Genomic DNA, 19,122 nt, shown 5'->3' on the forward strand with positions numbered 1-19,122 from the left:
GATAATACCTTACTTAATTTACACCACCTTTTCGTGTAGGAGAACGCTGCGCCGGCCATGCACCAGGCTTCCCGGTACGCGAATCTACAGGTAATATACTTTTATCGCGCGGAGTCTTTTGAGGATCCTCACTTGCCATGTAAACCAGGATAGCGGTAAGGATGGCATTGTTCTGAACATCATCAAACACGATCTTATCATACGTATCACGGTTGGTATGCCAGGTATAGTTCCCGTATGACCATCCCAAAGAGCTCAATGAAAAGCCTGGAGCGCCAGCTGCTACAAATGAAGCAAAGTCAGAGCCGCCTGAACCAGGAGTACCAGGGAAGGTAGTTTGTATCTGGGAACGGATAGATTCAGGAACTGCAGCCAGCCAGCGTGGCAGGTACTCGGAGGCGTGCTGGAATCCCTGCCCGCTTAAAGTAACCACCCGGCCTGTGCCATTATCCTGGTTAAACAGAGCCTGAAGGTTTTTTACAATCTCCGGATGATCCTCGACAAAAGCCCTTGATCCGTTCAAACCCTGCTCTTCACTTCCCCAATGTCCAACGAGGATTGTTCTTTTAGGATTAGGATAAACCTTTTTAAGGATTCGCATGGCTTCCAGCATGGTTATAGTTCCTGTTGCATTATCTGTTGCGCCGGTACCGCCATCCCATGAATCGAAATGCGCGGATAACATCACATATTCGTCTGGTTTCTCTGTGCCTTTAATTTCGGCAAGAGTATTAAATGTAGGCACCATGCCGTGTTCCTTAGAATCAGCTTTTACACTGATCTTAGGCTTAATGCCCGATTCGGTCAGCCTGTAGAGCAAGCCGTAGTCTTCCAGCGAAAGATCTATTGTCGGGATCTTGGTTGTATGGGCGCCGAATATTTTATTGACACCAAATCCTGCCGACCAGTTGGAAGCCAGGATACCAGCAGCACCTGCCCGTTCCAGCGCCAGCGCAAAATTTTTGGCGCTTAAGCGTGTATTTAGCGTACGGTTGCGCCATGCAGCTGTTTGAACCTCCCGTTCAGCTTTCATCTTCTCAAAAGATTCCTTTGTTGCCCATTCCTGCCAGTTGTAGTCGGGGCGACCCGTAGGCTGGTTCATGGATATCATCACAAACTTTCCTTTAACTGAAGGAAGCCATTTCTGAAAGGTTATAGAATCAGGGTTATCTGCCAGGATTATAGTTTCAGCTGTAACGGTCTTTCCACCCGTTGAAGGGCTCCAGGCGAGCTGCATGCCCTCAAGGGTTTTTACCCTTGGATATACCATGTCAATGTGGGATACACCTCTTTCCCATCCGCGCCATTCTCCCCACTTCTCATTTCTTGCGGAGATTCCCCAGCTCTGATATTTTGCCACAGCCCAGTCGTGCGCTTGTTTCATCTGCGGTGTTCCCACAAGCCGCGGGCCGATGCCATCTGTCAGCTCGTGTGCCAGCTGCTTTAACTGTGAATTCTGGGTAGCTTCTTTTATGATATTGTCAACAACAGCACTATTGCCCTGTGAGAAAGCGAGATTTGCTGCAAAAAGCAATGAAACAGACAGGAGTTGAAACGATCTCTTCATGAATAAGCGGTTAGGAGTTTATAATGGTTGAGACAAATATATAAAAATGTAGATATAGCACGGAAAGGGTATACCACCGTTTTATTTTTAGGCTCCGGTTCCGGCGATCAGATCATCATCGCACATGCCGGTGCTTCCGGTTTGAATAATTCTTCTTAATTTCCCCCCAACCTTACACAATAATCAAACATGATATCGTTAAAACCGGGCATAGCAAAGTTTCTTGCTGTTCTGGCGGGCTTAATTGCCAGTCATTCAACCGTATACTCACAATCCATATTTTCAGGTAAGGAAGCCTTGTTCACTACGCCGCGGCAATACATAGCCACGTTCTCTCATACGGCACCGGTAGTCGACGGGAAAATCGACGATGCAGTCTGGCAGAGCGCAGCCTGGACAGACAAGTTCATTGACATTGAAGGTGAAAGCAAATCCTTACCGGCCTGGGACACCCGGGCCAAAATGCTTTGGACCGCAGAAGGCCTGTATATCGCGGCTGAACTATTGGAACCTCATGTTTGGGGATACCTGAAAAACCACGACGATATAGTTTTCTATGATAACGACTTCGAAGTGTTCATCGATCCGGATAACGATACACACCGCTACTATGAGCTAGAAATAAATGCAGTGAATACCATTTTTGACCTGTTTATGCCTAAACCATACCGGAACAGCGGTGGTGCGATGTTCACGTATAATACGCCGGGTATGAAGACCGCTGTCAGCGTGCAGGGCACGGTAAACAACCCCAGTGATACAGATAAAGGCTGGACAGTGGAAATGTTTATTCCATTTCTGGCTGTAACCATGGGCAATGTCGCTAAAGTGCCGGCCGATGGAGAGTTCTGGCGAATTAACTTCTCGCGGGTAGAGTGGGACGTGGAAGTGAAAGGCGGCAAATATGTAAAGCTAAAAGACGCAAACGGCCGTAACCTGCCTGAACATAATTGGGTATGGTCGCCACAAGGCGTTATCAATATGCATTATCCGGAACGCTGGGGCTATTTGTTTTTCAGTAAGCCCGACGCCGGAAAGCCGCTGGCAGAATACAAAATTCCGTACAGCGAGGAACAAAAAAAGCATTTATGGCTTGTTTATTATCGTCAAAAGGAACATTTTCAAAAGAACCGTACCTATGCCAGGGACCTGAAAGAACTTGGGATAACTGCCACTGATATAAAAATCGATGGGAAGGATAATAAATTATCAATGGAAGCTACGAGCAGGCAATTTATGGTTTACATAACCGGCGAGCAGGTAACCTACACTGTCAATGATGAAGGCCTGGTACAGGCCATCAGACTTCCCAGGTAAGCGTTAGTTAAGCCTTAGTGAATGCTCGAACGTAGGATAAACGTAAGATAAACGTAGAATAAACGTAGGATAAACGTAGGATGATACCTCCTTAGTCCTTTCTAACTATAGCCCTTAAGTTCATACATCAGCACGCCAACAATTTCACGCATGAGCCTTTCCCAATTGCGAATATTCCGGGTATCCGGAATAAACAGGTCTTCGGGATAGTACCCTTGCTTGGCGGGTTCGGGGTCGGTAGAGTAAATATCTGCCGGTATCCCTGCCTTATCAAAACATCCTTTCGCCCTTCTCATATGAAACGCAGAGGTGATCAGTACCGGCGATGAGATTTTGTTTTGCTCTAAGATCTTTTTGGTTTCAACGGCATTCTCATAAGTATTGCGTGAAACAGTATCGATCAATATAACCGAATCGGGCACATGGCACTGTTTTACGAGGAACTCCCTGGCCAGCAATGCTTCGCGGGTATCGATCACCATGCTGCCTGAGCCTCCGCTGATCAGTATTTTGTCAACCTGCCCCTTTCTGTACATACTCAGCGCTTCCGTTAAGCGATCCACATCATCACCAAAAGTAAGGCGATGCAGTTCCGGGTCGCGGGTCATAAAGCCCGACAAAACAATAGCTATATCATATTGTCCATTCTGAGTAAACGCGGTGTCTTTTAACTCCCAGGCCCTCATTAGACGGCCGATGATAAACGGATTGCTGAAAATAAGCAGGAGCACCAGGGATGTAACAAGCAACCGCCGCTTTGTTTGAACCTTTCTAGCGAGCAGGGCTGCGAACAGGAGCAGCACAATGATCACCGTAGGGGATATCAGGAAGGTTAACAGCTTAGACAGGTAGAAAAACATTGAAGGATTCGCACATTATTTTGCTAAGGTAAATAAAGCCAATTTATTTGACATTAATATGAATTTTGACAATGGAACAGGCGTAACTATTCTTCCTGTATCCCGTACAACAGCCTAAGACAAAACGGTTTCATTCAATACCGGGGATACATTTACGCTAGTTGCCGCCCAATGCCAATTAAACCTCAACGGTTAATTTTCTTAATTTATCTATGCCTTTTGATACTGGCAGGGATGAATTCGGCCAGCGCACAGCAGAAAGCCATGTTCACCCAGTATATGTTCAATGGCCTGGTGGTGAATCCTGCGTATTCTGCTATCGACGAAACGCTTAATATCACCGCTCTTGCCCGCCAGCAGTGGGTGGGATTTAAAGGAGCACCTAATACCCAAACCTTAACAGTGCACAGTCCGATAAAGCAATCAAACACCTCCGCCGGGATCATCCTGATGCGGGATCAGATAGGAGAGGTTATCAGGGAAAATGGGGCCTTTGCTACCTTAGCTCACCGGGTGCAGCTGCAGGAAGGTACTTATCTTGCCCTGGGAGTAAATGGAGGCATAGGTAAATATGTTGGTGAATATAGCTTAACAGGCAGCGCATCTGCTGCTACTGATCCTGTATTCGGAGATCAAAACTCTCTGCGCGGCAACTTTGGTGTTGGCCTGATGCTCTTCTCAGACAAGTTCTATGCAGGCATATCATCGCCTTTTTTTTATTATCGCGACCTGGGCGGCGAAGCGCCATCAGAAACAGCATACAAGCCACACTATATAATGCAGGGCGGCTATCTGGTAGACCTGGGACCTGAACTCAAGTTTAAGCCCAACGTTCTTGTCAAATATGTAAGCGGTTCACCAGTTCAGGTGGATGTAAACGCTAACTTCCTGCTCAAGGAAACGATCTGGCTTGGCGGTTCGGTTCGCTCTATGGATTCATTTGACGTACTTGCAGAGCTGCAGCTAACACCTAATATTCAGCTGGGATACTCGTATGATTTTACCACATCGAGGCTTGCTAAGGTCGAGAAAGGGTCTCATGAAATTGTATTGAATTTCAGGCTGTGGTCCAGGGGCAATTCTACTACACTGCCCAAATGTTATTTCTAAGCTATTCTACGCTCACTGTAAGACCTTCCTGTTTAAGGATCTTTCTGTAGACTTCTACTTCCGTAAAGGAACCTTCCAGGATAACGCATTTCCCGTCATTATGCACCGTCCATGCTATCCGCTCAGCCTCCTTTTCTGTGTAGTCGAGGTATTTTACGAGGCAATTGATGACATGCTCAAAGGTATTGGTATCGTCATTCCAAAGAATAAGGCGATGGGTGACTTTTAACGCCGCTAATACTTCTTCAAGCGTTAGAGTTTCTTCCTGTACCTGTGTTCCCATTTTGCAAAAATACGGAATGGATAACGATTTCGATATTATAAATTGAGAATGCTATAAAGGAATAAGGAACAGAGAATAAGGAACAAAGATTGAATAGTTTAACTATCCCTTTGATATGTTCATCTTCCGGTATGCAGTCCTTGCTCTTTACTCCTTACTCCCTTTTAGATTAATCTGATTAGCTTCCTTTCGCAGACCGTGTCATCTGCTCAAGCATATCCCACATTTCCGGAGTTATGGCCTCAAGACCGTTAAACTGACCGGCTCCCTGCAGCCATTCTCCTCCGTCTATGGTGATCACTTCGCCATTAATATATCCTGAAAAATCTGAGAGCATAAATGCAGCCAGGTTTGCCAGCTCCTGGTACTCACCCACGCGCCTGAGGGGAACCCGGTTCCTGAAATCGAACTTCCTGGCCATATCACCTGGCAATAGGCGGTCCCATGCTCCTTTAGTTGGAAAGGGTCCCGGCGCGATAGCATTGGTACGGATCCCGTATTTACCCCACTCTACCGCCAGCGAGCGCGTCATTGCAAGCACGCCGCCTTTGGCGCAGGCAGAAGGCACGACATATCCCGATCCTGTAAAGGCATAAGTGGTGACGATATTCAATATAGTACCGGCTTGCTTCTCTTTGATCCAGTGCTTGCCGAAAGCCATGGTGCAGTTTGCCGTACCTTTAAGTACAATGTCAATGATAGTAGAAAAGGCATTGGCAGAAAGCCTCTCTGTTGGCGAGATGAAGTTGCCCGCTGCATTATTCAATAATCCGTGAACTCCTCCAAATGCTTCAATGGACGACTTCAGAACAGTTTCAATCTCGTCCGGATTCCTTACGTCGCATTGCAGGGGAAGGACATTGCCGGCAGTTTCACTTTGCATCTCGGATGCGGCTTTTGTGAGTACATCCAACTTGCGGCTGGTAATAACCACATTCGCCCCTAGTTTCAGGAAGTAGGTACTCATTGCACGCCCCAAACCAGTACCGCCGCCGGTTACGACAATAGTTTTTCCCGACAATGCGTCATCTCTTAGCATGGGTTCGTTGTACATCAGGATGATTTCTGTTGGAGGTTTTGGATAATCGTCTTTAAAATAGAGCGCGTACTCGGCGACCACCATTGTTTTAGCATAATTTCCAGCATCTCAGATTGATCGGCGCCTACCTTCGCAAGGAGTTCTGCCCTTAAATTAGCTTTACTCTGCCGCCACGTGGTTGGGTCCATCTGTATATATTTTTGTATGCTGCGCTCTGCCGCATGCAGAATACTTTCCGGTTTCACCAGCTCATCTACCAGCCCGGACTTGAGCGCCTCGCCGGTGTTCATCAGTTTACCCTCCAGCATATAGCGATAGGCCGTTGCATTGCCCAGCCAGAAGGAATACAGGTGAAAGATACTTTGCGGAACTATTATACCTACCGGTACTTCATTAAGACCGATGATATATTTGCCTTCCGACATCACGCGGTAGTCACAGCAGATTGCCAGAACGCAGCCTCCCGCCGGACTGTGGCCGCTGATTGCAGCGACCATGGGTTTACGAAAAGCAACAAGGGTTTTAACCAGATCCAGGAAGTCTATCCAGAATTGCCTGATGGCTGTTTCATCATAATTATAGAGTTCAATAAGGTCGAGTCCCGCGGAGAAGAAGCCTTCTTTCCCGCTGAGGATAAGCCCTGCAATATTATCGTCTTTCTCTATGCTCCGCACCATTTGCCCGATCTCTGAAACCATTTCCGCATTGATCGCATTTGAACGGCCTCTGTCAAGCTGAAGGACAGCTATTCTATCTTTGATATTAACTTTAATTGTATTCATTATCTTCTCTGTATTTCAGGTGCTACCTGACACTGTAACGGTATACCTGCCTGCCCGGCGAGCCCTTTAAATTAATTCCCTCGACAATGACTTTATAGTTTCCCGCGCCGTCAGCATTGAAGAACTCTACGCTCGATTTGCCATCATTATCGCTGATAACATTAGGGTTCCAGTACACCGTGGTTCTAAGGTCTGCAACCTTTGCATTGATTTTAGGATCTTCGTAGTTAGGTGAGTAAAACTCACGGGCTTTATAGAAGCCTTTGGGGTTATAGCTGATAACACCCGGGGCATAGGTTCTGTAATCTTTATTGCCCTCGGCCCGCTTGGTATTGATCACCAACACACCGCCTCCTCCGCGCATTCCGTAAATGGCTGTGTTACCCCCGCTTTTCAGGACCTCAATACTTTCCACATCATTTGGGTTTACAGATGAGATAAACTCCGGTTCAACATACATCCCATCTATAATGATCTGCATTGGAACAGGCCCGCGGAAGGAAGTGTTCATACTCCTGGTTGAATAAACTATGCCGTTATTCACTATTATACCCGCCACCCGTCCCTGGATACATTGAGTGAGAAAGGAGCAGTTCCGAAGGTCTTCACTTTTTATTATCGCATCAGCGTGGCCGGCGCCGTTAAGATTGGATGAGTGTTTAAGTACTGGCTTTTTCTCAACAATCTTTACTTCGTCGAGAAGGATGCTCCGGCCAACTATCCCGTGAAGGCGCCAGTCGTCATATTGATTTTTGCTGTTTTGAAGGTAAGGCAAAATAGAGCGGTTTACGTTGATCTCTACCTGTGCCTCATTTTTGTTTTTGGTCACCAGCTGGGCAGGAATACGGTTAAGTTCAATCTCAACATTCTTACGATCGCGTTCGTTTCTGGCCTGGACAATGAATTTGGTGCTGTCGCTAAATACTAAATTGGGAAACCTGAAATCACCGTTGACATCGGTCAGCGTATCCAGCAGAAAGACGTCGCCAGCTGAAGAAAGTAAGGTAACGCGGCCACCCACCACAGGCTTACCATTCAGGGCTTTAACCCTTCCGCTTATTTCCATATTAGTCTCGGGCTGATACACGAGGTTAGGGTATGAGTTAGAAAGAATGTTTTTCCATTCGAAGCGCCGCCAGCCCTGGGTCATCAGCAAGATATCCAGGTGCCTTATCTTCGTTTCATTAATATCGGTGAAATAATGATTCGGTTGCTCGATAAATCCCTTCAGATCAGAGCTAAGCAAGAGGTTTGAAATGATAGTCGTTTCCGCAGATTCATTGAACGGGACTTTCGTCTCGTCGATCACCGCAATTGAAAAGCTGCCGCTGGCAGGCAGGCCTTTCGAATCTTTCACATCCAGCATCAGCTTAACCTTTTCACGCTTCTCGTAGCTGCTTTTTGCGGTTCCCACCTCTATCTTCATAAAATCGGAATGGTTAATAAAAACCAGCCGTTCTGCCACTGGCTGATTGCCTGGCGAGAATAGTGTTAATTGCAGAATACCTGTAGGAAAACGGCTCTTAGGTATTTTGGAGCTGAAGGATTGGGCATCGAGTTTATTCTTTGCTACAAAATGCACCACGCCATTTGTCTGGGCTACTAAAGTGAATTTAGAGTCAGGCTGGATCCCTACCGAAGTCGAAATGTGGACATGCAGATTATCAGGGTCCATGTTGTTAACAGTTAATACATAACCCTTCGGAGCCACCCTTGGCAGCGGAAAGGTTCTTTCGGAGCCATCCTCAAATTTGATATGCGCTGTATAAGTTTCGTTTGCCAGCGGCTGTAACCTGAAATGTCCCATACCTGCATGTTCCGACTCGAAGTCAATTACCTTTGCGTTTGCCTCGTCGGAGATATATCCTGTTACCTTCATACCCAATCCGTCAGCGCCAACTGCTTTAAAACCGACCCGCGAACGTATGCCTGCAACAAGATCACCGCTTTCGGGGAAGAACTGCACATCCGCCTGGTTGGATGTAGATTTAACGGGAAAGTTCTTTGATACCAGTGTTTTGTCATCTACTTTGATGCTCGTCGATATTTTTCCTGATTTAAGTATGAAAGGCTGCGTGTTTGTAAAAGCGATCTGCAGGTCACCCTTCGCATCGGTAATGCCTTTGCCTTTTGTAATATTCCTGAAGTCTAAATTCACACTGTACGTTACCTCCTTATTGGCCAAAGGCACCCCATCCATATCTGTGTAATTAATATCAGCAATTACTTTTTCTGAGTTTCCCGTTTTACTGAATTGATAACTGACATTGGTCAGGATATTATTTGAAATGGAGTTCCCAATTGTAAATGTCTTATCAAAAAAATATTCTTCACCGAAATTACGCATCCATGTGGTATAAGCCCGGATGCGATAATTGCCCTCTTTAAGTGAATCGGCAAGCGCAAAATCTCCTGATGCAGTCCCGAACAGGAGGGGCAATTTTAAAGACTGCTTAACAGAGTCCTTTTCGTTGATCAACTCAACATACAGGATCTGGCTTAGAACAGACAACTCATTCCTTTCAGCGTTGACGACATAAGCTTTGAACCATATATTATCCCCAATTGCGTAGTATGGCTTGTCCATGTGCAGATGGACTTTCTCCTGCGGGTATTCGGAGCGATATTTTTCGATCTGCGCTAAGATCTTCTTCAGGGCTTCATCCTCCTGGATAAAACCGAATATAATTGTTGTAATCAGAACAGGTATCAGTAAAAGCAGGCGCTTTTTCATTGGGTTAGTTTTTTGCGGGTCTAAACCCTTTAAATGAGAATACCTCAATTTACGAAAAAATTGAGGTATTACTTTTACCGGCCAGAGTATTTTTACAAGGGCAAGCTTAAAACGAATTCTTCCACATCATACTTTCTACAGGTTTCGTGGTTTTATTATTGTATTTGGCACTGCCCTTCGTGTTATACATAGTTTCTACATCACCGTCGACCACGAAATAAATGAGCTGTCCGATTGGCATCCCGGCGTAGATCTTTACCGGCTGAGCACAGGATATTTCCAGGGTCCATGTATTGCAAAAGCCAACATCACCCTTCCCGGCAGTAGCGTGGATGTCTATTCCTAACCGCCCGGTACTTGATTTCCCTTCGAGAAAAGGTACATGCTTATGTGTTTCGGTATATTCAAGAGTTACCCCCAGGTAAAGAGTATTCGGCTGCAGTATAAAGCCGTCTTTAGGTATCTCAAAATGATCGATCTCGTTATGGGCTTTTGCATCAAGCACCCGGTTCTTGTAGGTTGCAAGATATTTCCCCAGATGTACATCATAGGAATTGGTACCCAGGCAGTCTTTTTTGAAGGGTTCGATAATAATATTCCCTCTGTCAATTTCTTCCAGGATCAGCTTGTCGGAAAGGATCATAAATAAGCTTAAGATTTGGCCTAAATTATGATTTATTTGAGATAGTTTTGCAGGTATTTTGTTTTTTAGAATGTCGCTCGTTTATCATAAGGAATTAGACCCGCATACATCTTTTGCGATATGGAAGATCGAGGAATCTGCGGATGAGCTGCTGGCAAAGCTGCAGTTGAAGTCTCACGAGATCTCGTACCTCGATACCCTGGTAAATGGGAAGCGGAATCTGCATTGGCTGAGTACCCGTGTATTGCTCCGTCGTATGATGAATACCGAAGAGTATATCGACTGCCAGGTAGATCCCAGCGGCAAGCCTTACCTGACAAATTTCCCGCATCACATTTCTCTGAGCCACTCGTTTGATTATGCAGCGGTTATGGTGAGCAGAACCCGGCGCGTCGGTATAGATATTGAGCTTATAAAGGATAAGATCGAACGCATAGCTCATAAATTTATGAATGCCGGCGAGCTTGCCTTTATATCGCAAGACCGTATCGAACACCTTTACGTATGCTGGTGTGCCAAAGAGGCCATTTATAAATTGCACGGAAAGAAGAATATCAGTTTTTTAGACCATATACGGATCATGCCTTTTAATTATCCTGGATCGGGAACTTTCGAAGCGATGCTGGATTTAGGCACACGTATTAATACGTATACTGTGCATTATGATAAGTTTGACGGATATATGATCGGTTACGTGTCAGATAATAATGAAGAATAAGAAAATTATATTTCAGGACTGGGGTATGCTGGATTACCAGGCCGCCTGGGATAAGCAGGAAAGTATTTTTGCTGCAACCATAGCGGCAAAGGTTACTAATCGAACTAACAATTCTGACAATCCGGTTCCCAACCATCTTATCTTCGTTGAGCACCCTCATGTCTATACGCTCGGCAAAAGCGGCCAGCCTGAGAACCTGCTGCTGGACGAGGCAGGCCTGCAGGAGAACGACGCCACCTATCACAAGATCAACCGGGGGGGCGACATTACGTATCACGGTCCCGGGCAAATAGTCGGCTACCCTATCCTCGATCTCGATAACTTCTTCACAGATATTAACCTTTACCTCCGCACCCTGGAGCAGGCTGTAATCGATACCCTTGCCTGGTACGGTATAGCGAGCGGTCGTTACCCCGGCTACACAGGAGTCTGGCTGGATGCGGATAACACTAAAGCCCGGAAGATCTGTGCGCTGGGTGTCAGATGCAGCCGCTGGGTAACCATGCACGGATTTGCCTTCAATGTGAATACCGATCTCGGCTATTTTAAGAATATTATACCATGCGGAATTGACGATAAAGACGTAACCTCAATGAAAAGGGAGCTGGGGAAGGACGTTAATTTAGAAGAAGTTAAGACGGTCCTTTTCAACAATATAGTGAAGTTGTTTGAAATGCAGGCATAATAACAAAAAAGCCCTTCCTGGTTTAGGAAGGGCTTTTTTTCTAAGCAAGGGTTTCTTACATCATTCCACCCATGCCGCCGCCACCCATTGGAGGCATACCTGCGCCACCTGCATTTTCTTCAGGATCATCAGCAAGTACAACTTCAGTAGTCAGAAGCATTGCGGCTATTGAAGCTGCATTTTCTAAGGCTACACGTCCAACTTTAGTCGGGTCAATTACGCCGGCACCGATTAAGTTCTCATACACATCAGTGCGTGCATTGTAACCATAATCAGCTTTACCTTCTTTCACTTTTTGAACTACGATAGAACCTTCAATACCTGCGTTTTCACAGATCTGGCGTAACGGCTCTTCAATAGCTCTGCGGATGATCTGAATACCAGTGTTCTCATCATCGTTGTCGCCTTTAAGAGCAGCAAGAGATTCAACTGCGCGGATGAAAGCAACACCACCGCCTGCAACGATACCTTCTTCGACAGCCGCACGGGTTGCATGTAAAGCATCATCAACACGGTCTTTCTTTTCTTTCATCTCAACCTCAGTAGCTGCACCAACATATAGTACGGCAACACCGCCTGAAAGCTTAGCTAAACGCTCCTGTAATTTTTCTTTATCATAATCAGACGTAGTGGTTTCTACCTGTGCCTTGATCTGATTTACACGAGCCTTGATATCTTCTGATTTACCTGCACCGTTGATAACGATTGTGTTGTCTTTATCAACAACAACCTTCTCAGCAGTACCCAGGTAAGTAAGGTCAGCATTTTCCAATTTATATCCTCTTTCTTCAGAGATAACTGTACCGCCAGTTAAGATAGCGATGTCCTCAAGCATTGCTTTACGACGGTCGCCGAATCCGGGAGCTTTAACAGCAGCTACTTTCAGCGAACCACGGATCTTATTAACTACAAGTGTAGCTAAAGCTTCTCCATCAAGGTCTTCAGCAATGATCAATAGTGGTTTTCCTGTCTGAACTTGTTTTTCCAATACCGGAAGAAGTTCTTTCATTGAAGAGATCTTCTTGTCGTAGATAAGAATGTATGGGTTCTCAAGCTCAACCTCCATCTTGTCGGCATTGGTAACAAAGTATGGAGATAAGTAACCACGGTCAAATTGCATACCTTCAACTGTTTTCACTTCAGTTTCAGTGCCTTTTGCTTCTTCTACAGTGATCACGCCATCTTTACCAACTTTTGCCATTGCATCAGCGATAAGAGTACCAATTACTTCGTCATTGTTAGCAGAGATAGAAGCAACTTGTTTGATCTTGTTGTTATCCTCACCAACTTTTTGAGACTGGCTCTTCAGGTTAGCAACAACGGCAGTAACGGCTTTATCGATACCGCGTTTCAAATCCATCGGATTTGCTCCGGCAGCAACGTTCTTAATTCCGGCTGTAACGATAGCCTGAGCTAAAACAGTAGCAGTAGTTGTTCCGTCGCCTGCGATATCAGCAGTTTTAGAAGCTACTTCTTTAACCATTTGGGCACCCATGTTTTCAAGGGCATCCTTTAATTCGATTTCTTTAGCAACAGTTACGCCATCCTTGGTGATAGCTGGTGAACCGAATTTTTTATCAATAATTACGTTCCGGCCTTTAGGTCCTAAAGTTACTTTCACCGCATTTGCCAGAATATCCACGCCTCTTTTCAGAGCATCACGTGCTTCAACATTGTATTTAACTTGTTTCGACATTTTAAATGAGTTTAGATGTTGGAGTTTATCAAATTAAGTTTGAAAAATCACTCCGGGTTTTAATGTTTATTGAGATGAGTTCTGATGCCGGAAGCCTGATGTCAGACCTCGGACTTCCGTCTTCCATTTATAGTGTTGCGAAAATATCAGCCTCACGCATGATCAGGTATTCTTTACCGTCGTGAGTGATTTCAGTACCAGCATACTTTCCGTATAACACTACGTCTCCTACTTTGTAGGCCATAGGGATTAAATTTCCAGTTTGCTCTGCATACTTTCCAGGACCTACAGCTACAACTGTTCCTTTTTGTGGTTTTTCTTTAGCAGTATCAGGAATATAAAGTCCTGATGCGGTTTTTTCTTCAGCAGGAGCAGCTTCTATAACTACCCGGTCTGCGCTAGGTTTGATATTTAATGCCATAGTTTAATTATGTATTTATTTGATTGAATTTTATGTCTCTTGATCGTCACTAATTATGCCAAAGCATGAAGCCTGCAGATTCTTGTCAAATTTTCCTTTTTAATTATCGAACCCGCGATCTCTAACTATCTGCGGTGTCATGCTGTCAGTCAAATGTCAGGTTTTTGGCAATAAAAAAGGCCTCCCAAAAGGCGGCCTTTTCATAATATTTAAGTTATTTTTTATTTTTTGTTCGTATCAGCTGGCGCAGCCGGAAGCGGCAGGCTCGAAGGAGCTGCGACCGGAACCGCTGGTTTATTGATCTGGTCCTGGATCTCTCTTCCTTCCTGATTAACAGCACCACCCTTATCTACAACTACGTTAACAAGCAGTGATAATACCATAAGGCTAACGGCAAGAACCCATGTTCCTTTCTCCAAAAAGTCTCCCGTGCGCTGTACACCCATAATATTATTAGATCCGGCAAACCCTGAAGACAGGCCGCCACCTTTAGGGTTTTGGATTAAAACGATCAGTACCAGTAAAACACAAACAATGATCGCCAGGATAACAATTGTATATAACATATTTCTTTAATTTACTTTCTTTTCTAATTCACGAATTTGGTCGGCAAAGTACGGGCTTTTTTCCGGAAACTTCAAACTTAATTTTTTGTAAGTGTCAATAGCTTTGTGAAATAACATCTGATCTGTATAGATCTGAGCAAGCGTTTCCGAAACAAGGTCATTAGGATCCTCCGCACTTTTCCGCGCTTTGTTCTCCGTGTCCAGCTTATCAGAATTAGGCGCTTTGATCTGCGGCTCTTCCCGGAGGAACTTTTCAAGTATGTAATCCTCTTTTCGTTTTACCTGAAATGGCACGGTTCGCGGCGCATTTTCAAACTGATCAACCGGCGATTGCAGATGAAAGATGTTTTCGATTATCTGGCTGCTCAACTGATCCACGGTGTTCCTTTTAATGCTTTGGGTAGTATCCAACTGAAAGTTCACGTATGGCTGATAATTTTCCGTATGTTCTTTCCTGGTTTTATTGAGCCACCACAGGAACGAGTAAGGCATCTTATCATCGTCATACTTCGAAACCTTTTGCTGCTCTTCGGCATTGACGTTATGAGAGATGTTTTCCGCAATATCTGCTTCCGGGCGGAAAACATTCTCCGTTTGGTCAATAAGAGGCTCAGTGATCTCTTCTTCTTTCAGATAATCGGCAGGAATAGCATGTTGCTTGATCAGGAGGTCCAGTTCATCTTCTTCGGAAGGTGCCGCTTCGGCTGCTGAAACAGGTGATTCTTTTTTAACATCGCTATCCGCCAGATCTGCAGCCGGTTCGGGTTCAGGCTTTTCCTCCTTTTCAATCGGCGCATCATCAATTTCCGGCTGAAAGAGAACTTCGTTCTCAGGGCTTTCAGCTTCGGGACTTAAAATATGCTCAATATCCTCTAAGCCCCTGATTTCCTCAATCTGATCATCATCACCGTCCAGATCCTGCGGTACGATCGGCTCAGATGGATCCGGTTCAAAGAGCGTATCTTTGACGGGATCAGGATCCATGTTGCTTTTCTCTGGTTCGGCCAGAACCGGCGCCGGACTAACCTCCTCGCGCGTTTCCGCGCTCTTTAAACGTTCAGCATCTTCTATGAGCGTCCGCAGGATATTGCCATTGCCTGAATATAATGCGGCCCGGGCTAATGAACTTTCAAAATCTGCCGAATCTGCCTGGAGAAGCGAGCGGGAATAAAAGGCCCGGATCAGTTGTGAATAAGGATACTTCTCAATTAAACTCTCAAGCGCTTTTGAGTTATCAGCCTGTATGGCAGATGGATCATAAATAAGATCCGAAAACATTTTTTTATTAAGCTCCTGAGAATTGTTCTGTTCCACTATGCTGTTCTGATTTTTGAAATCTAAAAATTTTTTACCAATTGGCAAAAGCCTTGTTAAAAATAAGCTCCGACAATTGCCGGTTAATAAGTGTGATCAGTTTTTGCTGCTGGGATTCTATGGAGCCCTGCGTTAAGCTGAATTCCTGGTTGGCAGAGAAGCTTTCTTCAAAACCAAGTTCGGGCTTAAGCGCATTGGTGTATTTTACGCTTACGGTTACGGTGATCCGTGTCAGCCCCGCGCGGTCGTTTCCCTGAATGGCTACCGGGCGCACTGAATAATCGGTTATCCGGCCCTCAAAGTTGGCGTCCGCCTCTGAGCGTATGATGCTGAGCCTCGACTGGTTCCTGATCCTTTCTTTCAAAGCCTCCGTAAACTGTGAGCTTAAGTAAGGGATCACCAATGTTGCATTATTCTCGAAGAACTGTACCGAAATAGTTTTCATTTCTTCAGGGATCGATGCACCTGTGAAGGTATACACACCACAGCCCTGGGCCAGGAATATCACGGGCAGCATGACGTAGATACAAGCGAGTTTAACACGTTTATACATCCTTAAAAACATTAAAGTTCAAGTTCTTTGATTTTACGGTATAAGGTCCTTTCAGAGATCCCGAGCTCCCCGGCAGCCAGTTTACGTTTGCCCTTATGCTTCTTGAGCGCTTTTTTGATCAGGTCTGATTCTTTGTCGACGAGCGACAAAGATTCTTCCACTTCTTCGGCCTCATGGGTTATTTCGTATGACTTATCATTCGGCTGATGGATCACCAGCTTATGAGGATCTGCCGGGTGATTGGCTGAAGGTAATTCTATATCCCGGTAAAGCTGGTTGATCACCTGTTGATTTGAAGAAAAGTCGGCGGCATTGCCCCCATTCTGTATGATATCAGCAACCAGCTTTTTAAGGTCGGTCATGTCTTTTTTCATGTCAAACAGAACCTTGTACAGGATATCCCTCTCCGAGAAATCATCCTTGTCGGGGTTATGTACACGCATCGGCAGCGTACTGCCAGCCTCTTTGGGAATATAGTTCAGCAGGCTCTGTGCGGTAAGATTTCTCTCCTTCTCCAGCACTGCGATCTGCTCGGCAATGTTTTTCAGCTGGCGTACGTTTCCCGGCCAGCTGTAATCCATAAGTAATTGCTGTGCACTCTGGTCGAGCTGTACCGAAGGGCTGCGGTATTTATCTGTAAAGTCTGCAATGAATTTTCTGAACAGCAGATTGATGTCCTCTTTCCTTTCGCGCAAAGCGGGCACTTTAAGCGGTACAGTATTCAGCCGGTAGTAAAGATCCTCTCTGAACTTTCCGGCTATCACCGCATCAAAAACATCTTTGTTTGTCGCTGCTATTACCCTCACATTAGTCTTTTGTACCTTTGAAGATCCTACCCGGATGTACTCACCTGTTTCAAGAACCCTCAGCAGGCGGGCTTGTGTTCCGAGCGGCAATTCTGCCACCTCATCAAGAAATATCGTGCCACCGTCAACTACTTCAAAGTATCCTTTCCTGGCATCGGATGCGCCGGTGAATGATCCTTTCTCGTGACCGAACAGTTCCGAGTCTATAGTTCCTTCCGGAATCGCACCGCAGTTAACCGCTATGAACGGCCCGTGCTTGCGGGCACTCATAGAATGAATAATATGCGAAAAAACTTCTTTACCGCTTCCGCTTTCGCCGGTTATTAAAACTGAAATATCCGTTGGCGCAACCTGACGCGCTATATCAATAGCCCTGTTTAGGAGCGGCGAATTTCCAATTATTCCAAAACGGTTCTTTATGTCCTGAACGTCCATTTTCTTATCTCCCTGGCTTATATAAGCCTCAATCTCTTATTTAGTTGTCACTATTTTACCGATCAGTGTTGCCGGCGTACACCTCTCGATCATCACGTTTACATAATCTCCCGGTTTATGGTCGCCTGACACGGGAAATATCACTGTGATGTTATATTCTGTCTTGCCTGAAAAATCCAGGTCTGATTTCTTGGAAAGCCCGTCGATCAGTACCCTGTAGGTTTTACCAAGATGCTTCAGCAGGCGTTTATGCGACCCTTCCTGCTGCTTGGCAAGTACCTCATTAAAGCGGCGTGTTTTAACATCCTGCGGGATATCATCCTCAAAACGTTTTGCTGCCAGGGTTCCCGGCCGTTCTGAATAGGTATACATGTATGCAAAGTCATATTGCACATAATCCATCATGCTCAACGTATCCTGATGTTCTTCTTCAGTTTCTGTGCAGAAACCTATGATCACATCCGTGGAAATTGCACAATCAGGTATGATGCGTTTAATTGTATCAACACGCTCCAGGTACCATTCACGGGTATAAGTTCGGTTCATCAGATCGAGCACACGTGAATTTCCCGACTGCACCGGCAGGTGGATATGATTACAAATGTTATCATACTTCACCATGGTGTGCAGTACTTCGTCTGTTATATCTTTCGGATGCGACGTTGAAAAACGTACCCTCAAATCCGGGTCTATCTGGGCAACCATCTCCAGAAGCTGGGCGAAGTTTGTTGATTGCTGTGAATTGCCGGTTGCCAGCAGCTCTGCTGTAAGTTCTCCATTTTCTATCTCCTGTTCCCCATTCCCCGAACTCCATTTATACGAATCCACATTCTGCCCTAATAAAGTAACCTCCTTATAGCCGTTATTAAAGAGCTCGGTTGCCTCCTGAACGATAGAGTAAGGGTCGCGGCTCCGTTCACGTCCGCGGGTAAAAGGAACCACGCAGAAAGAACACATGTTGTCACAACCACGCATGATTGAAACAAATGCCGAGATGCCATTGCTGTTTAAACGTACCGGGCTGATATCAGCGTAGGTTTCCTCACGCGACAATAACACGTTCACAGCACGGCCGCCTTCATCCGCCTGGTTGATCAGGTTGGGAAGGTCGCGGTATGAATCCGGTCCGATAACGATATCGACCAGCTTCTCTTCTTCCAAGAATTTAGATTTAAGCCGTTCCGCCATACACCCGAGTACGCCGATAGTCATCCCGGGGCTTTTTTTCTTGGCGGCGCCAAATTCTCTTAAACGGTTCCTGACCCGCTGCTCAGCATTGTCGCGGATCGAGCAGGTATTAATAAAGATAACATCAGCTTCTTTATATTGAGAAGTGGTCTCAAATCCCATATCAAGCATGATCGAAGCAACGATCTCGCTGTCTGCGAAGTTCATAGCACAACCATAGCTCTCTATGTAAAGCTTACGGCCTGTGTATTTCGCCGTTCGCTCAATCACTAAAGCTTCTCCCTGCCTGGATTCGTCATGAAGCGTGGGATGTAGAGTATCTTTAAAATCAGCTGGCCTGTCAAACATCTATAAAACTATATTAAACCACAAAATTACGAATTTTTCCCCTTAATGACAATTTGG

General features: G+C 45.4%; 18 protein-coding genes. 4 read left to right on the plus strand and 14 right to left on the minus strand.

The features are described 5' to 3' along the window. Window positions 1–13 precede the first annotated feature (13 nt). Window positions 14–1,567: a M20/M25/M40 family metallo-hydrolase gene (locus tag P2W76_RS14600; RefSeq protein ID WP_276348595.1), complete on the minus strand. Its 1,554-nt coding sequence runs from the start codon at window positions 1,565–1,567 to the stop codon at window positions 14–16. Window positions 1,568–1,756: 189 nt separating this feature from the next. Here P2W76_RS14600 and P2W76_RS14605 point away from each other — a divergent pair, with 189 nt between their 5' ends. Then, the gene (locus P2W76_RS14605; RefSeq protein WP_276348596.1) at window positions 1,757–2,884 is read left to right on the plus strand and encodes a carbohydrate-binding family 9-like protein; all 1,128 of its coding nucleotides are present in this window, start codon (window positions 1,757–1,759) and stop codon (window positions 2,882–2,884) included. Window positions 2,885–2,985: 101 nt separating this feature from the next. On the opposite strand, the gene P2W76_RS14610 is transcribed toward P2W76_RS14605, so the two are convergent. Continuing rightward, window positions 2,986–3,744: a YdcF family protein gene (locus P2W76_RS14610; RefSeq protein ID WP_276348597.1), complete on the minus strand. Its 759-nt coding sequence runs from the start codon at window positions 3,742–3,744 to the stop codon at window positions 2,986–2,988. Window positions 3,745–3,915: 171 nt separating this feature from the next. On the opposite strand from P2W76_RS14610, the gene P2W76_RS14615 reads away from it, so the two are divergent. Then, on the plus strand, window positions 3,916–4,854 hold the full coding sequence (locus P2W76_RS14615; protein ID WP_276348598.1) for a type IX secretion system membrane protein PorP/SprF: 939 nt from the start codon (window positions 3,916–3,918) through the stop codon (window positions 4,852–4,854). Between the two features lies 1 nt (window position 4,855). Here the strand turns inward: P2W76_RS14615 and P2W76_RS14620 are convergent, their stop codons facing one another. From P2W76_RS14620 to dcd, 5 genes are all read right to left on the minus strand, one after another. Further along, entirely contained in the window at window positions 4,856–5,137 is a 282-nt protein-coding gene (locus P2W76_RS14620; protein WP_276348600.1) for an ATP-dependent Clp protease adaptor ClpS, read from the minus strand. 178 nt (window positions 5,138–5,315) lie between these two features. After that, the gene (locus P2W76_RS14625; RefSeq protein WP_276349277.1) at window positions 5,316–6,191 is read right to left on the minus strand and encodes an SDR family oxidoreductase; all 876 of its coding nucleotides are present in this window, start codon (window positions 6,189–6,191) and stop codon (window positions 5,316–5,318) included. Then, on the minus strand, window positions 6,191–6,958 hold the full coding sequence (locus tag P2W76_RS14630; protein WP_276348601.1) for an enoyl-CoA hydratase/isomerase family protein: 768 nt from the start codon (window positions 6,956–6,958) through the stop codon (window positions 6,191–6,193). The genes P2W76_RS14625 and P2W76_RS14630 overlap by 1 nt, the downstream gene beginning before the upstream one ends. Window positions 6,959–6,980: 22 nt before the next feature. After that, entirely contained in the window at window positions 6,981–9,692 is a 2,712-nt protein-coding gene (locus P2W76_RS14635) for a TonB-dependent receptor plug domain-containing protein (protein WP_276348603.1), read from the minus strand. 106 nt (window positions 9,693–9,798) lie between these two features. Further along, window positions 9,799–10,335, minus strand: a complete 537-nt coding sequence (gene dcd / locus P2W76_RS14640; protein WP_276348605.1) for a dCTP deaminase — start codon at window positions 10,333–10,335, stop codon at window positions 9,799–9,801. Between the two features lie 70 nt (window positions 10,336–10,405). Between dcd and P2W76_RS14645 the strand changes: the two genes are divergently transcribed. Both P2W76_RS14645 and lipB read left to right on the plus strand, forming a co-directional pair. Then, the gene (locus P2W76_RS14645) at window positions 10,406–11,053 is read left to right on the plus strand and encodes a 4'-phosphopantetheinyl transferase superfamily protein (protein ID WP_276348606.1); all 648 of its coding nucleotides are present in this window, start codon (window positions 10,406–10,408) and stop codon (window positions 11,051–11,053) included. Then, complete coding sequence (gene lipB / locus P2W76_RS14650; RefSeq protein ID WP_276348607.1) at window positions 11,043–11,738, plus strand: lipoyl(octanoyl) transferase LipB; 696 nt, start codon at window positions 11,043–11,045, stop codon at window positions 11,736–11,738. The genes P2W76_RS14645 and lipB overlap by 11 nt, the downstream gene beginning before the upstream one ends. 55 nt (window positions 11,739–11,793) lie before the next feature. Here lipB and groL read toward each other — a convergent pair whose 3' ends face one another. From groL to miaB, 7 genes are all read right to left on the minus strand, one after another. After that, window positions 11,794–13,434, minus strand: coding sequence for a chaperonin GroEL (groL, locus tag P2W76_RS14655; RefSeq protein ID WP_276348608.1), 1,641 nt, complete (start codon window positions 13,432–13,434; stop codon window positions 11,794–11,796). Window positions 13,435–13,561: 127 nt separating this feature from the next. After that, window positions 13,562–13,855, minus strand: a complete 294-nt coding sequence (locus P2W76_RS14660; protein WP_276348609.1) for a co-chaperone GroES — start codon at window positions 13,853–13,855, stop codon at window positions 13,562–13,564. A gap of 221 nt (window positions 13,856–14,076) precedes the next feature. Then, window positions 14,077–14,421 carry a preprotein translocase subunit SecG gene (gene secG / locus P2W76_RS14665; RefSeq protein WP_276348610.1) on the minus strand — a complete coding sequence of 115 codons (345 nt, stop codon included), beginning with the start codon at window positions 14,419–14,421 and terminating at the stop codon, window positions 14,077–14,079. Between the two features lie 6 nt (window positions 14,422–14,427). Further along, window positions 14,428–15,735 (minus strand): hypothetical protein, encoded by a 1,308-nt coding sequence (locus P2W76_RS14670; protein WP_276348612.1) that lies wholly within the window; start codon window positions 15,733–15,735, stop codon window positions 14,428–14,430. A 34-nt stretch (window positions 15,736–15,769) separates the two neighbouring features. Further along, on the minus strand, window positions 15,770–16,288 hold the full coding sequence (locus P2W76_RS14675) for an LptE family protein (RefSeq protein WP_276348613.1): 519 nt from the start codon (window positions 16,286–16,288) through the stop codon (window positions 15,770–15,772). Window positions 16,289–16,299: 11 nt separating this feature from the next. Then, entirely contained in the window at window positions 16,300–17,529 is a 1,230-nt protein-coding gene (locus tag P2W76_RS14680) for a sigma 54-interacting transcriptional regulator (protein ID WP_276348615.1), read from the minus strand. 36 nt (window positions 17,530–17,565) lie between these two features. Then, a complete protein-coding gene (miaB, locus tag P2W76_RS14685) occupies window positions 17,566–19,065 on the minus strand; it encodes a tRNA (N6-isopentenyl adenosine(37)-C2)-methylthiotransferase MiaB (RefSeq protein WP_276348617.1) in 1,500 nt (499 codons plus the stop codon). Window positions 19,066–19,122 lie beyond the last annotated feature (57 nt).

This window comes from Daejeonella sp. JGW-45 (assembly GCF_029360805.1).
Classification (GTDB): Bacteria; Bacteroidota; Bacteroidia; order Sphingobacteriales; family Sphingobacteriaceae; genus Daejeonella.

Excerpts from the sequence above, each read along its gene's own strand:
- P2W76_RS14600 (WP_276348595.1), bottom strand. The coding sequence starts at position 1,567 with ATGAAGAGATCGTTTCAACTCCTGTCTGTTTCATTGCTTTTTGCAGCA.
- P2W76_RS14605 (WP_276348596.1), top strand. The coding sequence starts at position 1,757 with ATGATATCGTTAAAACCGGGCATAGCAAAGTTTCTTGCTGTTCTGGCG.
- P2W76_RS14610 (WP_276348597.1), bottom strand. The coding sequence starts at position 3,744 with ATGTTTTTCTACCTGTCTAAGCTGTTAACCTTCCTGATATCCCCTACG.
- P2W76_RS14615 (WP_276348598.1), top strand. The coding sequence starts at position 3,916 with ATGCCAATTAAACCTCAACGGTTAATTTTCTTAATTTATCTATGCCTT.
- P2W76_RS14620 (WP_276348600.1), bottom strand. The coding sequence starts at position 5,137 with ATGGGAACACAGGTACAGGAAGAAACTCTAACGCTTGAAGAAGTATTA.
- P2W76_RS14625 (WP_276349277.1), bottom strand. The coding sequence starts at position 6,191 with ATGTACAACGAACCCATGCTAAGAGATGACGCATTGTCGGGAAAAACT.
- P2W76_RS14630 (WP_276348601.1), bottom strand. The coding sequence starts at position 6,958 with ATGAATACAATTAAAGTTAATATCAAAGATAGAATAGCTGTCCTTCAG.
- P2W76_RS14635 (WP_276348603.1), bottom strand. The coding sequence starts at position 9,692 with ATGAAAAAGCGCCTGCTTTTACTGATACCTGTTCTGATTACAACAATT.
- dcd (WP_276348605.1), bottom strand. The coding sequence starts at position 10,335 with ATGATCCTTTCCGACAAGCTGATCCTGGAAGAAATTGACAGAGGGAAT.
- P2W76_RS14645 (WP_276348606.1), top strand. The coding sequence starts at position 10,406 with ATGTCGCTCGTTTATCATAAGGAATTAGACCCGCATACATCTTTTGCG.
- lipB (WP_276348607.1), top strand. The coding sequence starts at position 11,043 with ATGAAGAATAAGAAAATTATATTTCAGGACTGGGGTATGCTGGATTAC.
- groL (WP_276348608.1), bottom strand. The coding sequence starts at position 13,434 with ATGTCGAAACAAGTTAAATACAATGTTGAAGCACGTGATGCTCTGAAA.
- P2W76_RS14660 (WP_276348609.1), bottom strand. The coding sequence starts at position 13,855 with ATGGCATTAAATATCAAACCTAGCGCAGACCGGGTAGTTATAGAAGCT.
- secG (WP_276348610.1), bottom strand. The coding sequence starts at position 14,421 with ATGTTATATACAATTGTTATCCTGGCGATCATTGTTTGTGTTTTACTG.
- P2W76_RS14675 (WP_276348613.1), bottom strand. The coding sequence starts at position 16,288 with ATGTATAAACGTGTTAAACTCGCTTGTATCTACGTCATGCTGCCCGTG.
- P2W76_RS14680 (WP_276348615.1), bottom strand. The coding sequence starts at position 17,529 with ATGGACGTTCAGGACATAAAGAACCGTTTTGGAATAATTGGAAATTCG.
- miaB (WP_276348617.1), bottom strand. The coding sequence starts at position 19,065 with ATGTTTGACAGGCCAGCTGATTTTAAAGATACTCTACATCCCACGCTT.